This window comes from Streptomyces sp. NPDC005408 (assembly GCF_040606445.1).
Lineage (GTDB): Bacteria > Actinomycetota > Actinomycetes > Streptomycetales > Streptomycetaceae > Streptomyces.
The window spans coordinates 1-15,105 of sequence record NZ_JBEXEX010000089.1 but is presented as its reverse complement, the minus strand read 5'-3'; the positions used below and the strand labels follow the sequence as shown (position 1 = coordinate 15,105).

The 15,105-nt window shown below is 67.9% G+C and carries 12 protein-coding genes and 2 pseudogenes; 7 read left to right on the top strand and 7 right to left on the bottom strand.

Annotated features, from left to right (window positions below; all coding sequences use genetic code 11):
- The 6 genes from ABZS64_RS37675 to ABZS64_RS37650 all read left to right on the top strand — a co-directional run.
- The coding region (locus tag ABZS64_RS37675; protein ID WP_355839477.1) for an SDR family NAD(P)-dependent oxidoreductase at positions 1-2,862 on the top strand (2,862 nt) is incomplete at its 5' end.
- A 44-nt stretch (positions 2,863-2,906) separates the two neighbouring features.
- Positions 2,907-3,758, top strand: coding sequence for a 3-hydroxyacyl-CoA dehydrogenase NAD-binding domain-containing protein (locus ABZS64_RS37670; protein WP_355839475.1), 852 nt, complete (start codon positions 2,907-2,909; stop codon positions 3,756-3,758).
- A gap of 30 nt (positions 3,759-3,788) precedes the next feature.
- Positions 3,789-4,040 carry a phosphopantetheine-binding protein gene (locus ABZS64_RS37665; protein ID WP_355839473.1) on the top strand — a complete coding sequence of 84 codons (252 nt, stop codon included), beginning with the start codon at positions 3,789-3,791 and terminating at the stop codon, positions 4,038-4,040.
- Between the two features lie 86 nt (positions 4,041-4,126).
- Positions 4,127-5,332, top strand: a complete 1,206-nt coding sequence (locus ABZS64_RS37660; protein WP_355839471.1) for a hypothetical protein — start codon at positions 4,127-4,129, stop codon at positions 5,330-5,332.
- A 2-nt stretch (positions 5,333-5,334) separates the two neighbouring features.
- The gene (locus ABZS64_RS37655) at positions 5,335-8,046 is read left to right on the top strand and encodes a condensation domain-containing protein (protein WP_355839469.1); all 2,712 of its coding nucleotides are present in this window, start codon (positions 5,335-5,337) and stop codon (positions 8,044-8,046) included.
- Positions 8,047-8,092: 46 nt separating this feature from the next.
- Positions 8,093-8,260, top strand: coding sequence for a hypothetical protein (locus tag ABZS64_RS37650; protein ID WP_355839467.1), 168 nt, complete (start codon positions 8,093-8,095; stop codon positions 8,258-8,260).
- Between the two features lie 130 nt (positions 8,261-8,390).
- Here the strand turns inward: ABZS64_RS37650 and ABZS64_RS37645 are convergent, their stop codons facing one another.
- From ABZS64_RS37645 to ABZS64_RS37620, 6 genes are all read right to left on the bottom strand, one after another.
- Positions 8,391-8,669, bottom strand: coding sequence for a hypothetical protein (locus ABZS64_RS37645; RefSeq protein WP_355839465.1), 279 nt, complete (start codon positions 8,667-8,669; stop codon positions 8,391-8,393).
- 60 nt (positions 8,670-8,729) lie between these two features.
- The gene (locus tag ABZS64_RS37640) at positions 8,730-8,954 is read right to left on the bottom strand and encodes a DUF317 domain-containing protein (protein ID WP_355839463.1); all 225 of its coding nucleotides are present in this window, start codon (positions 8,952-8,954) and stop codon (positions 8,730-8,732) included.
- A 255-nt stretch (positions 8,955-9,209) separates the two neighbouring features.
- Positions 9,210-10,613, bottom strand: coding sequence for an FAD-dependent monooxygenase (locus tag ABZS64_RS37635; RefSeq protein ID WP_355839461.1), 1,404 nt, complete (start codon positions 10,611-10,613; stop codon positions 9,210-9,212).
- The gene (locus ABZS64_RS37630) at positions 10,606-11,808 is read right to left on the bottom strand and encodes an MAB_1171c family putative transporter (protein ID WP_355839459.1); all 1,203 of its coding nucleotides are present in this window, start codon (positions 11,806-11,808) and stop codon (positions 10,606-10,608) included. The genes ABZS64_RS37635 and ABZS64_RS37630 overlap by 8 nt, the downstream gene beginning before the upstream one ends.
- A 2-nt stretch (positions 11,809-11,810) precedes the next feature.
- Positions 11,811-12,350 (bottom strand): toxin-antitoxin system, toxin component, encoded by a 540-nt coding sequence (locus tag ABZS64_RS37625; RefSeq protein WP_355839479.1) that lies wholly within the window; start codon positions 12,348-12,350, stop codon positions 11,811-11,813.
- 26 nt (positions 12,351-12,376) lie between these two features.
- Entirely contained in the window at positions 12,377-12,967 is a 591-nt protein-coding gene (locus ABZS64_RS37620) for a helix-turn-helix transcriptional regulator (RefSeq protein WP_355839457.1), read from the bottom strand.
- Between the two features lie 945 nt (positions 12,968-13,912).
- Between ABZS64_RS37620 and ABZS64_RS37615 the strand changes: the two are divergent.
- A pseudogene (locus ABZS64_RS37615) lies at positions 13,913-14,518 on the top strand (transposase); the annotation flags it as partial.
- 308 nt (positions 14,519-14,826) lie between these two features.
- On the opposite strand, the pseudogene ABZS64_RS37610 reads toward ABZS64_RS37615, so the two are convergent.
- Positions 14,827-15,105 (bottom strand): annotated as a pseudogene (locus tag ABZS64_RS37610) (YncE family protein); the annotation flags it as partial.

The following is a 15,105-nucleotide window of genomic DNA, read 5'->3' as shown; positions in this document are numbered from 1 at the left end:
ACCATCCCCGACTGGGCCAGCTACTACGCCCAGCAACAACGCCGCCGCATCCCCCTCCCCAGCTACCCCTTCCAGCACAAGCGCTACTGGCTGGAGCCCCAGGTCCCGCAGGCCGCGGTCCAGAACACCCCCGGCCCGCACCCGCTGCTGGACCAGGTCCTGCTCCGGACGATGGGCCAGTCCGCCTTCCTCACCGAGTTCTCGCTGGAGCGGCACTGGGTGCTCTCCGAGCACAAGCTGCTCGGAGAGGCGATCGTCCCCGGGACCACTTACCTGGAGATCGCCCGCGCCGCCGCCTCGCTGCACTTCGGCCGACCGGTCACCGAACTCCGCGACGTCACCTTCCTGGTCCCGCTGCTGGTGCAGGAGAACATCCCGCGCACCGCACACACGACCATTCGTGAACTCGACGGCATGCAGGCCGAGTTCACCGTCGCCAGCCTCGACCCAGCGGGCGACCGCTGGACTGTGCACGTCCAGGGCACGGTCGGCGTCCAGCCGCTCACCACACCCGCGCCGCAGCAGGACCTGGAACGTCTGCGTGAGCTCTGCTCGCTGGAGAGCGTGGACATCACCCTGCGGCAGACCGAGCACAAGGTGATGGAGTTCGGCGACCGCTGGCGCAGTAGCCTGCCGACCGTGCACGTCGGCATCCGCGCCGCCCTCGGCGTGCTCGACCTGCCCGAGCAGTACCGGGCCGAGTGCCAGGACTACCCCCTGCACCCGACGCTGCTCGACCAGGCCACCGGCTTCAGTGGATTCGCCGTCCTGGACACCGCCGATGACCGCCGGCTCGCCCTCGGCGACCGGGATTTCTTCCTCCCGGTCGGCTACGACTCGCTGCTCCTGCACAGCCCGCTGCCTGCTCGGGGCCTTAGCTTCGTCCAGCCGCACCCCGGCTACGCGAACAACACCGAGTACCGCAAGGTCGACGTGCTGATCTGCGACGAGTCGGGGGCCACCGCGGCCGAGATCCGCGGCTTCACCGTCAAGCGCGTCACCGACGCCAAGCGCACGGTCGCCCAGCTGCGCCCGCACTCCCGTCACCACACCCTCAGGTGGGTACCGGCACCGGCGCCGGAGGGGCAGCAGACCTCACTCGCCCGGATCCTGATGATCGGCGAACAGGGCAGTATCAGCGGCAAGTTGAGCGCCGCACTGCGCGCATACGGCATCAGTGTCACCGAGGCGGTACTCGCAGCCCAGTGGCAGCCGCTCGCCCCGGATCAGTACGAAGTACCGCCCACCCCCGAGGGCTTCGGCCGGCTGCTGGACGCGCTCGGCGCAGAGCTCCCGGACGAGGTCGTGCACGTCGCGGCCCCGGCCGACGGCCGCGTCCAACAGGATCCGGCGGTCCTGGAGGCCCGGCTGACCCACGGCGTCCACAGCCTGTTCCACCTGGCCCGCAGCCTCTCCGAGCGCGGCGTCGCCCCGGCCAGGGTCAGCGTCGTCGCGCCCTCGGTGGCGCGGGTGACCGGCACCGAGCAGGAGACGGCCGCCGTCCACGCGACGCTCTTCGGCCTCGCGAAAGTGATCGGCCAGGAGTACGAGAACACCGACGTGTTCTGCCTCGACATCGCCGACGACACCGGCCCCGAGGCCGTCTGCGCCGAGCTGCTCGGCGCGCGGACCCCCACCACCGTCGCGCTGCGCGACGGGCTCCGGTACGTCGCGGAGCTCGTACCGGTACACCTCCAGGAGAAGCCTAGGTCCATGCCGGTCCGCCCGGACGGGGTGTACCTGATCACCGGCGGCCTGGGCGGGCTCGGACTGGCGGTCGCCCGCCATCTGAGCCGTTCGGTGCCGGGTGCGCGGCTGGCCCTGGTCAATCGCACCGAGCTGCCGCCGCGCGAGCGGTGGGACGAGGTCACCGACGCCAAGCTGCGCAGGCAGATCGAGGCACTGCGTGAACTGGCCGAGAACGGCGCCGAGGTGCGCAGCTACTCCGGTGATGTCACCGACCTGGCGGCGATGGAGAGTGTCGTCGCCAAGGTCCGCGGCGAGCTGGGGGCGATCGGCTGCATCGTCCACGCGGCCGGGGTCGCCGGGGACGGCTTCCTCTTCCGCAAGGACCCGGAGACCTTCCGTCGCACGCTGAACCCCAAGGTGCTCGGCGCCACCGTGCTGGACCTCGTCACTCAGGACGATCCGCCGGAGTGCATGGTCAACTTCGGCTCCACGGTAGCAATCTTCGGTGCGGCCGGGCAGGGCGACTACACTGCCGCCAACAGCTACCTGGACCACTTCGCCGAGCAGCGCGGCGCGCGCGGCAGGTGGACGGTGACGGTCGACTGGAGCGACTGGCTGGACACCGGTATGGCGTTCGACCACGGGGTCCAGCAGGATCAGGGCTTCTTCCGGTCGGTGTCGATCGAGGATGGTCTCAGCAGCTTCGAGGAGATCCTCGCCTCGGCCTGCACGCCCGTGGTCGTCGGCGAGATCAACTACCCGAAGCTGGGCGGGTCCAATGGGCTCACGGAGCTGCTGCGCCGCGCACCGCTGGTGCTGGCCGCCCCGATCCAGCAGGCCATCGCCGCCGCCCGCAGCACCGACAACGGATCGGCCACGACGGCAGAGACCGTGCCGTCCGACCGCGGCCCGAAGCTCTTCGGCAACGAGAGCGGCGAGTTCAGCGACACCGAGCGTACCCTCGCCCGGATCTGGGCCCGCGAGCTGGGCCTCACCGAACTCAACGTGCACGACACCTCTTTCGCACTCGGGGTGGACTCGCTGACCGCACTCCGGATCGCCCAGAGCATCCAGAAAATCATGGACATCCGGGTCTCGATGGTCGACCTGTTCCGCTACGTCACGATCGCGGAACTCGCCGAGCATCTGGACACCAGGGACGCCCAGGGCTGACCAGGCCGGCCCAATCCCCTTCTATTCCTCAAAGGTGGTATCCCGTGAGCATCCGTACCATAGGCGTGATCGGCGCAGGCACGATCGGCCGTGGCGTCGCCCAGTCCTTCGCGGAGGCCGGGTTCGAGGTGATCCTCGTCGACATCTCGCAGGCCCAACTCGACAGCGCGGTGGCCCAGATCGGCCGTGACGTGCTGGTCCAGGCGATGCTGCTCGGCAAGCTGCCGAAGGAGGACGCCACGACCGTCCTCGCCCGGATCAGCACCGGCACCGAGCCCGCCGCGCTGGCCGACGCCGACTTCGTGGTCGAGAACGTCACCGAGAACTGGGACGTCAAGCGCGAGGTCTACGAGCAGATCGACGCCATCTGCCGCCCCGGTGTGATCTTCGGCGTAAACACCTCGGCAGTGCCGATCACCCGGGTCGGCTCGGTCACCGAGCGCCCGGCCGAGATCCTTGGGCTGCACTTCATGAACCCCGTCCCGATGATGGACACCGTCGAGGTGGTCAGCGGCCACTTCACCAGTGAGAAGACGCTGAACACCGCGCTCGGCCTGCTGGCGGAGCTGGGCAAGGAAGGCATCGTCGTCCAGGACGCCCCCGGCTTCATCACCAACCGGGTGCTCATGGTGACCATCAACGAGGCCATCTTCTGCGTCCAGGACCAGATCGCTTCGGCCGAGGACGTCGACAAGATGTTCCGTGGCTGCTTCGGCCACAAGATGGGCCCCTTGGAGACCGGCGACCTGATCGGCCTCGACACGATCCTGAACTCGATCAAGGTCATGTACGAGAGCTACAAGGACAGCAAGTACCGCCCGGCCCCGCTGCTCCAGAAGATGGTCGACGCACGACTCCTGGGCCGTAAGACCGGCCAGGGCTTCTACACCTACTAAACCCCCGAACCACCGAAGGAGAGACCAGAAATGACGAACGACGACGCGCGCGCCCGGGTCCGTGAGTTCCTCGCCCCGCAGCTGACCGGCCAGCCGCTTGCCGACAGCGACGACTTCTTTGCCCTCGGCTACGTCAACTCCCTCTTCGCGATGCAGCTCGCGCTCTTCGTGGAGAAGGAGTTCGCCCTGACCCTCGGCCCGGCGGACATGGACTTCGACAACTTCCGCACGGTGGACGGCCTCGTCCGCCTGGTCACATCGCGGACGGCGACGGCGGCCTAGTCCCACCCACGGGCGCGCGGCGGCGACGCCGCGCGCCGGCCCGTTCTCCCACGGACCGTTCCCCATCGGCGAGGAAGCAACCCACCATGACGCACCCGAACGATGTCCTCACCCGGATCGACCTGCACAGCCCGATCCCCGAGGCGCTGGCCGCCGAGATCGAGCGCCGACTCTTCTTCGTGTCGCCCGAGATCACCAGCTTCGAGGTGACCGTGGACGGCGGTGAGGTACGCACCGTGACGCTGCGCTCCGAGCAGCCGCTCCCCCATGACGCCCTGACCGCCAAGGTCAACTACATGGTGGACAACGACGTCCGGAAGCAGTGGGTGACCCCGGCCAAGGCCGTCTGGACCTCGCCGCACCAGCGCACCCCGCACCAGGACATCTTCGAACTCCTCGCCAGGACCGGCGCGGTGACCGAGGTCGGCGAGGGCCAGGTCGCCCTCGGCGAGCCGTTGCTCTCCCTGTTCGCCTACTTCGACCGGGCCGTCTGCGACCTGCTGGCCGAGGACCACGAGGTCCGGGAGTACCAGTACCCGACCCTGATCAGGACGAAGGCGCTGGAGACGGCGGGCTACTTCAAGTCCTTCCCGCAGCACCTGATGTTCGTCACCCGGCTGCGCAACGACCTCGACGTCTACCGCACCTTCCAAGAGCAGCAGGCCGTCACCGGAATCGACTCCGAGGTGCTGGGCTCCTGCGGCAACGTGGACTACTGCCTGCCGCCCACGATGTGCTACCACACCTTCAACCAGTACAGCAATCGCACCCTGGAGGCGGACCAGCTCCACGTGGTCACCTCGCGCGGCAAGTCGTTCCGCTTCGAGGCGGCGTACGCCACCAGCCTGGAGCGGCTCTGGGATTTCACCATCCGGGAGATCGTCTTCATGGGCTCCCGGGAAAACGTGTTGAACTCCCGTGAGCGCTTCATGCGGAAGATCTTCGCCTTCGTCGAGGAGCTCGGCATGAGCGGCTTCTGCGAGGTGGGCAACGACCCGTTCTTCTGCGGCACGGACACCTCCGAGCGGATATGGTCGCAGCGACTGATGGAGCTCAAGTACGAGCTGCGGCTCAACGTCGCACCCGAGCGGACAATCGCCGTCGGATCCTTCAACTTCCACGACGACCTGTTCGGCAAGGTCTTCGATATCGACCACGGCACCGACGGCCCGACCCGGAGCGGCTGCGTCGGCTTCGGCCTGGAGCGGCTCGTCTACGCCTTTCTCTGCCAGTACGGCCTCGACACCTCGGCGTGGCCCGCCCAGGTCCGCACCGCCGTCAGCGGGAGCTGACCGTGAGCGAGAGGAAGGGCCGCGACCCGCGAGGTCAACAGGAGGAGATCCTCTGCGCGGTGTTCGCCCAGGTACTCGGGCTGGACCAGGTCACCATCGACGACTCCTTCTTCGAGCTTGGCGGCCACTCCCTCCTGGCCACCCGGCTCGCCGGTCGCATCCGGGCCGCCCTGGACGTCGACATCCCGGTCCGGACGATCTTCGAGGCACCGACCGTTGCCCAACTCGCCGAGCACCTGGAGCAGGGCACCAGCATCCAGCGTCCACCGCTGCGTCGCCTGGACCGCCCGGGGGAGATTCCGCTCTCGCAGACTCAGCGGCGCCTCTGGTTCCTGAACCGCTTGCACGGCGCGGCCGGGCACTACAACATGCCCATGGCCTACCGGCTGCGCGGCGACCTCGACCTTCCGGCATTGCAGCTCGCCCTCGACGACCTGGTCACCCGACACGAGAGCCTGCGTACCGCCTATCCCGATTGGGACGGCCGGCCCCAGCAGATCGTCCTGGACCCGGACGAGGGTCCGGTCGAGCTGCTGGTCGACAGCGTCACCGAAGCCGAGCTGCCCAAGGCGCTGAGCGCGGCGGCCGGTTATGCCTTCGACCTCACCGCCGAGACGGCACTGCGGGCCCAGCTGTTCCGACTGGCTCCGGACGAACACGTACTGCTCCTGACGATCCATCACATTGCCTGCGATGGCTGGTCACTGCTCCCCTTGAACGGCGATCTGGCGCTCGCCTACGCCGCGCGCCGCCTCGGCGATGAACCGGCATGGCCCGAACTCCCGGTCCAGTATGTCGACTACACGCTCTGGCAAGATGAGCTGCTGGGCGATCCGGACGACCCGAACAGCCTGGTCAACCGCCAATCGTCCTTCTGGCGCGGAGAATTGGCGGGGATGCCGGACCGGCTGCGGATCGACGTGGCGGCCCCGCGCCCGGACACCCCTTCGCACCGGGGCGGCCGAGCCACCGTCCAGGTCCCGCAGGCGACCCACCGGGCGCTGCACCAGCTGGCGCGGGAGACCGGCACCAGCGTGTTCATGGTCGTGCAAGCCGCCCTCGCGGCCCTGCTCACCAGGCGCGGAGCCGGCACCGACATCGCCATCGGCATCCCCACCGCCGGGCGCACCGACGAGGGCCTCGACGACTTGATCGGGTTCTTCGTCAACACACTGGTGCTGCGCACCAGGACCGACAGCGACCCGACCTTCCGGGAGCTGCTGTTCCGGGTGCGCAGCACGGACCTGGCTGCCTTCGCCCACCAGGACGTGCCGTTCGACCACCTCGTCCAGACCCTCAATCCGCCGCGCTCCCCCGCCTGGCACCCGCTCATCCAGGTGATGCTCGCGTTCCAGAACAATGCGAGCGCCGAGCTCCGGCTCCCCGGTCTCGTGGTCCGGGCCGAGCCGGTGGAGGAGGGGATCACTCGCTTCGACCTCCGCTTCGAGTTGTTCGAACGCTTCATCGACCACCGGGCGCCGGACGGCATCGACGGCAGCCTCACCTACGCCCTCGACCTGTTCGCCCCCGAGGAGGCCGAGCGGCTGTCGCAGGAGTTCACCGACCTGCTCGACGCCATGGCCGCCGCCCCGGGCCTGCGGCTGAGCGAACTCGACCAGGCGCCCGTCCACGAGCCGGCCCGACGCCCCTCCGTCGAGCCGGCGCTCGCCGCCGCGGGCGGGCCCAGGGTCGCCTTCGTCTGCTCCCCCTACGGCCAGCAGTGGGTCGGCATGGGGCGGACGCTGTTCCGCACCGAACCCGTCTTCCGCTCGACCTTTGAGGAGTGCGACAGCGAGCTGGCCCGGCACACGGGCTGGTCACTCGTCCACGAGCTCTTCCTCGACGAACCCGAAGCCAGGACGGGCGACGTCGGCGTCATGCAGCCCATCGTCTTCGCCATCCAGGTAGCCATCGCCCGCTGGCTGGAGGAGGCAGGCGTCCGACCGGGCGCCGTCGCGGGCCACAGCATCGGCGAGATCGCCGCCTGCGTCATCGCGGGCATCCTCGACGTACCGGACGCGGTTCGGCTCGTCCACCACTACAGCGATCAGCAGCGCCGGGTGGCCGGCCCGAACAGCGGCATGGCCGTGGTGGAGCTCTCGGCCACCGACCTCTCGGAGCACCTGCGCGGTCTCGGGGGGAGCGTGTCCATCGCCGCAAAGAACGGGCCGCGGACCACCGTGCTGGCCGGCGACCGGTCCGAGTTGGAGGCTATCGTCGCCAAGCTCCAGGCCGCGGACGTGCTCTGCGCGATGGTCCGGGTCGACCTGCCGGCCCACAGCGCGGCGATCGATCCGATCCTGGAGGACCTCGAACGGGCCATCGGTGTGCTCACGCCCCGGCCCGGCCGCATCCCGATGATCTCCTCGGTGACAGGGGAAGTGCTCGACTGGCGGCAGGCCACCGCAGGGTACTTCGCCCGGAACCTGCGGCAACCCGTCCTGCTGGCCGACTCGACCGCCGAGCTGCTGTCGGACCATGACGTGCTGGTCGAGGTCAGCGCCCACCCGGTGCTCGCCCCGGCTTTGTGGCAGAGCGTCGAGGAGTGCGGCGCCGCCGCGACCGTCCTCACCACCATGCGCCGTGGCCAGGACGACCGGGCGGGCCTCATCGAGCTGCTCGGCGCCCTCGAACTGCTCGGTCTGAAGGTGGGCGTCCCGAGAGGCAAGCTCGGCCGCGGAGATCCGATGAGCCACACCCTGTGGGGCTCGTAGAGTCATCATCGCAGGTGGGGACGGTAGACCGGTCTCGGCTGGGACCATGGCCGCCGTGATCCTCTCGATGCTGTACAAGGTGACCCGCAAGTTGCTGATGGTCCCCGGGGTGCTGCTGCGCCGCAACACCTCCAAGGACGCTGAGTTGCTCGTCTTCCGCCAGGAGAATGCGGTCCTGCGGCGTCAGCTCGCCGGCCCAGTCCGCTACGTGTGAACGACGGCGCAATTCCCCAGCCTGGCTACGACGACCGGCGGTAATCGTCGTAGCCACCCCAGCCCTGGAGGCGTTCTCGGCTACTTGTTTGTGGGGGTGGGTTTATCCGTGCGGGGGGCTTCGTCCGGTGTCAGCGCGCGGTGCGTCTGCGCCGCGAGGGCGCGGTGGCCGGTTCGTGCCAGCCCAGGGTGATCGCGACAGGCCGGGGGGTCGCCGTGCTGGTGCAGCTGTCGGCGAGGTAAGCGACGGCGGTTGCGGTCGGGTCGGAAGTGGTGGTGAGGGTGGCGATGCCGTGTGACATAGGGAAGAGCGGGTTGACGGCGAACCGGACCGGGTTGTCGTCGGGGAGGTCGCGCAGGGCAGCTCGGAGTTCGGCGACGGTCATGTCGCGCGGAGGGGTTTCGGGCAAGGGCGTACGAGCCGACTCCAGGTGAAGAAGTGAGGGCTGGGAGAACGCTGCGGATGTCGATCAGGCGGCGGGAGCGGCGTCGAGAAGAGCCGCGACGGCGGCATTGACGATGTGGGCCGGGGTGTCCGTGGTGAAGGTGATGCTGTAGCCGGGCATCTCGGCCGTACCGCTGACGGCGATCTTCCAGCCTTCGCTCCGATTCCCGGGGCGGCCTTCGGGAAACCAGCCCACGTACAGGCTTCCGTCGACGGAGTTGGTGTACGTCGGCGTGATCGTCGACGACACGGTGGAACTCGCCGAGGGTGAACCGGTCGATGACCTGCAGGGGATAGCCGGGGCCGAGCGGCCACGCGCGTGCGCTTGCCTCGTTCTGGCCCGTACAGGGCTGGTGTTCGGCCACATTCACGGCCATCGGGCGGCGCCCTCCTCGGCCGTCGCGGTGGGACATCTGAACCTCGAAGCGGTGGAAGGGCCAGCCGGCAAGCGTCCTGGATCTGACTCCCGACGTGCGCAGGGGCCACAGGCCCAGAGCTCTACAGGTCAGTTGGTGCTCGCTTTCAGCTCTTCCGTGGTGAGCGGGGGGCGGGTGAGCTGGGGTTTCAGAGGGCCGACGGCGGCGGCGATCAGGATGCGGGGATGGGCCAGTACGTGTGCCCCTTTCTGGAGTGTGACCACGTCGGTTACCGCTCGTGCGACTCGGCCGTTGCCGGTGCTGGTGTAGATGAGCCGGTCGACGTATGCAGCCTGGAGCCGCTCCTTGAGCGTGGGCCCGTTCTGCGCCGCACCGGGGTAGAAGACGTCCTGTCCTGTGGCCAGGTCCCAGGCTGCCGAGACTGGTCGGGCTACCTGCTTCTGAATCCGCCGAGCCAATCCGAGGCTGCCCCACCCATGACGCCTGATCATATGGCCGATGGCGACGGCGCTTTGTGCCGCTACCGACATTCCGTGCCCGTAGATCGGGTTGTACGCGGCGACGGCGTCACCGATCACGATGAAGCCACCGGGCCAGTGCCGGACTTTCTCGTAGTAGCGCCGACGGTTGACGGTGCTGCGGGTGACCACGATGTCGGTCAGGGGCTCGGCCTGGGCGAGGAGCTCGCCGACGACGGGGTGGCGCAGACCTCGGGCGAAGGCCTCGAAGTCGGCTGTGTCCCTGGTGGGCTCTCCGCCGCGAGTGCCGGACATAGTGACGAGCCAGCGTCCGCCCTCAATGGGGACGAGCCCTCCCGCGCGGCCCGGCCCCGGAATACGGGGGTCGGCCTGCACGAGGACAGCGGGAAAGTGGTCCCAGGTGTTCTCTGGCGCGCGGTAGACCCGGCTGGCGTAGACGAGACCTGGATTGACGGCCCGTTCCGCCGGTGGGGCAACGCCGAGGGATTGGAGCCAGTCCGGAGCGTGGGAGGCACGACCGGTGGCGTCGACAATCAGGTCGGCCGTGAGGGTGGTTTCAGTGCCCTCGGCGGTGCGCACGCGTGCTCCCGTGACGGTACTGGCGTCGCCGGCGAGGCCGAGCACCTCGGCGCCTTCAATGAGCGTGATGCGGTCGGAGTCAAGGACTTGCTCGCGGACGGTCCAGTCGAGGAGGTCACGGCTGCAAAGGATCATGTAGTGCGACTCGTCCCAGCGGCGGAACCAGCCCCGCGGGCTGTAAGCGACCATGTGGGTGGGCAGTGCCAGGCGGTGCGCTCCGGCTGCGGTGAGGCGCTCTGTGGTGCCGGGCAGCAGTTCTTCGATGGCGTCGGCGCCGCCGGACCAGAGCAGGTGGACGTGCCGGGCCTGGGGCAGACCCTTACGGGCTTCCGGGCCTTGAGGCAGGACGTCGCGCTCAACGACGGTGACATTCGCATACCGGGAGAGAGCGTGTGCCGCGAGCATGCCGGCCAAACTGCCGCCGAGGACAACCGCGGATCGTGTGGTGTGGGCCGGGGTGGGGCGTTCACTCATGCGTGGGCACACTTTCTGGTCTGGCGGCCGCACGCTGGCGGATCGCATCGAGGGTGGCGGGTCGGCGAAGGGCTCGGGATATGGATTCGATCTCGCGTTCGCGGAGCAGCCCGTCGATCGTCGAGCGGTCGGCGCTGACGGCCTCGTCGTCGGAATGAGCTTGTTGAGCATCGATTGCAGCCAGGAGGGCCACGGCGCTGGCCATGCCTGCCGACTTGTCTGGCGTGATCCCCTTGCTGAGTGCGTGATCGAGGGCCCGCTGACGCAGGGGTTCGTCGAAATACGGCGACAGCTGGAGAAGGCTGTCGCGTATGAAGGTCTCCCGTTGGGTCAGACGCACGTCCAGGGCAGAGAAGAGCCCGAGTTCCACGGTGGCAGTCGGCGGGGCGACGGCTCGCAGCGTCCGGTACAGCGGGTTGAGACGCCAGAAGGCGATCCGGTCGCTCCACTTGCTTTGAAACCGCTCACCTGCGTGGGGGAGGATGAAACCGGCGGCGCCGATGATGGCAGAGAGGCAGGCGACGGGCGGGGCCACGTCCGTGCTCAGCCCGTCGAGGTTCGCGCCGTTCCACCGGGCGATGATCGCCGAGAACTTCACCCCGTCGTAGACCAGGTTCAGTACATACGCGACACCTAAGATCACCAGGCCGCTGCGGACCCATCCAGTGACTTTGCCGGGCCAGGTCCACAGAAGCACCGAGTTTATGATGCCGGCGCCGGTGTGAGCCAAGAGGTAGAGCACGATGTGCTCGCGCATGTAGGGGGTGTTGGCGTAGTAGGTGTCCAGGTCCCGTAGGCGTTCGACGGGCACGTACGCGAGGGCGAAGAGCACCCACAGCCCGATGATGACGAGCACGTAGGTGATGACGACCAACCAGGTGGTGCGCCGGACCTTGGCGTGAGGGCCACCGCGCCAGGTGTTGAGCAGCACTAGGCAGGACGCGGAGAACGCGGTGAGCAGGGTGTAGACCCAGGGTGCGGAGAAGTTCGGCACCCTGGTGAACCGGTTGACCCAGGCGATGACGGGCGGGGCTGCGAAGAAGAACACCAAGACGGCCAGGACGAGCAGGCCGCCGACGGCCTTCAGGTGCGGGTCGCTCCAGAACCTGACTATCGCACGGAACTTGAGGGCGAAGGCGATTGCCAAAATGGCGGTCGGTATGAAGTAGTTGATGTAGAAGTCGGAAGGCTCCATGGTCAGCCCTGGCCCCGGTAGCCCAAGGACGCCTCGATGCGCCCCCCGACCACGTCTCGGGTGGCGGGCCCGCGAGCTCGCGGGCCCGCCAGCCATGAGCGCAGCTTGCTGCCGAGGAACAGGCCGAAGGCTTCGGCCTCACTCTCCTCTGCTTCGCGGAAGTGGCTGCGGGCAGCGACACTGATCAGGACTTCCCGCAACGAGGTTTCCCCGGACATCGCACGGGCGGCCACCGCGGCTCCGTCGATGTGATGGCTGCCGCAGTGCCCCTTTTTCATGTGCCACAGCTCGTGCCCAAGGATGACCAGTTGCTGTACGGGATCTGCGCGCTCTTCCACCAGGATGATGTCGTGGTCCTCCATGGCGAGCCACAGACCGGTGACACCCGTCTCCTCGGGAAAGGGGACAATGCGTAAGTCGATCGGCCGCCCTTGACGGCCACTCATCTCCCGGCACAACTCCTCGCACAGCCGGCGAGGCTCGACAGGCAGTTCAACCCGGGACTCCACCGCACAGACCAGGTCGGCCGTCAGTTTGCGCATCTCCTTGCGCATCGCTTTGGAGACGCTCATCGGCCTGCGCCCTCATCCAGCACGACGTCGAGCATGCTGGCAATGGCCGTTCTCTGCCGCTGCGTCAGGGTCTTACCGCCACGCTGTGCGATGGTCACGAGGCCGTGGCTGGTCATGAAATGGGACAGGGGATCGGCCGCGCCCTTCAGGTTGTGGAGGACCAATTGCAGGGCCTCGTTGAGCGCAGGCACCGCTTCCTTTGTCAGGAAGCCCGTAGGGACGCCGAAGAAGGTCTCGATGTTGACCGCGGTCTCGAGACCGGGCTTGCCCGTGCCCTTGGCGATCGGAGTCAGAGCCTGGTGGGAAGTGCCGATTGCGGTTGCGATCTCGCGGATCGAATGAGTCTTGCCGTCATGGCGCAGCCGGGTCTCCCGTAGAAGCCTGAACCGCTGACTGACCCGCCCAACCAACTGGACCTCTACAACATCCTCCCCCCTCAGAAGCGCGGAAACTGTCTCTTCGGGGACGCCCGTGGCTATCGACAGGTCGGCCACGTTGAGTACCTCTGCAGGACGCAAGTCCGCTTCATCGATGAGTAAATGAATGGCCCTCAGGGTCTCGGCGAGGGCATGACGGGCGTCGCTCACCGGTGGGTCTCCCTAGGTCGGCGGAGAAGGAGCTGCCATTCGTGGCTGCCCGGAGGTTATCCACTTCGCGCACCAAGAGCCAGTGTGCGGCAGAAATTTCGGCCACATCTGGCAGAAGGAGTTGACAGCCCTACTTCCTGGGTAGAAGGATCAACGCCGCAGGGCGAAGTTGAGCCGTGCAGGCGTATCAGGTATGGCCTGAGCATGGCAAAGTCGCCCTGCGATTCGTCAGATCCTTCCGGATCCGACGCAGCGTGGGCCACGTACGGAGCAGGGGAACATGCCGACTCTCGGACACTGGCGGAGGAGCATCGAGAACTGCAGCTGTGCCCCGGAGCGGCCTCACCACCACACGGTCGTCGGCGACTTGCAATCGCCGAACGACTGTCCGTCGGCCCTGGCCCGGCTGGCCGGCACGGGCCGACCGCTCGGGGGAGCCAAGCAACTCCCGTCGTGCGGCGGCGTCGGCAGGAGCTGAGTCCGCTCCCCAGCAGCAGCTCCCGCCGACGCCTTCTACGACCACGCCGACTACGAAGCCAAGTACCTGGACTAGACCGCCGACGGGACACTCTGCACCGACGCAGCCAGCGACAGCAGGGCCACCTCTAGCGATGCCCGAGCGGTACCCACGCCGCCCCCTTCCCCTGGCGCTACCTCCCACAATCCGCCAGCCCTCAGGCCGGCCGAGACCGTCGTTACCCGAGTCCACGGGCGGCGCTCCTCGGCCTCTCGGGGGTGCCGCTGCCCCCTGGCGGCACCCCCTCCCCTTCGACGACTCACGCCGGGCTGACGCCGCGAGCTTCGCCATCGCCGTCGGCCAGCACAAGGCCACACGCGGCCGCACACCACGGAGCTTCTTCGCGCAAAGCCACATGGTTGCCGTGCCGACGGCATTGAGAGCTTTGGCCGGGTCTGTACGCTCACCGGTGTAATTGATGATCATGGATGAGACATCAAGTGACTGACACCGTGACCGAGTTCGTGGACGCCGATGACCAGGCGGATCCCTCGCCGGAGGCCGCGACGGTCGAGCAGAAACTCATCGACCGGCTCGTCGAGCAGGCCCGCAGCAAGGGGCTGCAGCTGACCGGCGAGGGCGGGCTGCTGCAGCAGCTGACCAAGACGGTTCTGGAGTCCGCCCTGGAGGGCGAGATCACCGACCATCTCGGCTATGGCAAGCACGACCCGGCGGGCAAGGACGGCGGCAACTCCCGTAACGGCACCCGGTCCAAGACGGTGCTGACGGACATCGGGCCGGTCGAGATCGACGTGCCCCGCGACCGGGAGGGCTCCTTCGAGCCGAAGATCGTGCGCAAGCGGCAGAGGCGCCTGTCCGGTGTCGACGAGATGGTCATCTCGCTTGCTGCGAAAGGGCCGACAACCGGCGAGGTCCAGGCCCACCTCGCCGAGGTCTACGGCGCGGACGTGTCCAAGACGACCATCAGCACGATCACCGACAAGGTGATGGATGGCATGGCCGAATGGCAGAACCGGCCGCTCGACCGCGTCTACCCGGTCGTCTTCATTGACGCGATCCACGTGAAGATCCGGGTTCTGTCGACGATCTTGTGATCCGGACGATTGAGCGGTTCGTGCCGACCGTTCGCAATCATGCATCGCGTGCTCTCGTGATGTGCTTTTGGAGCTGTTTCCTTACCTGTCCGCGTTGCTCATCGAGGAGGTCGAGCGACGGCCGGACAAGGTGGTGTTGAGGACGCGGGTGCGGGCGGCGAGCGGGTCCTGTCGGTGCGGTCAGAGGGCGGTTCGTGCGGTGATGTCTGTTTCCGGCTGAGGTTGGAGCAAGGTGGGACTGTAAATCGTTCGGTGCAGTTCCCCCAGTGACCGACACGGTCATGGGCTCAGCAGGGGCGTCCCGTAGGTCCCGGACCGGGCTGGCGCGGGGTGACCGCGACGCCGGTCGAGCCGTCGCCGACGGGCACGGTGCCCGTGACCCGAGCGGCCGCCGTGTCGATGACCGACACCCTGTCCGCGTCGAATTCACTGACGTAGACGTGGGAGCCGTCGGGGCTGACGGCAAGTCCATTGGGCCCTGCGCCCACCTCGATGGTGTCCGTGACGCCATGGGTACGGGTGCTGATCACCGACACGCTGTTCGAGCCGATATTGGCCACGTAGAC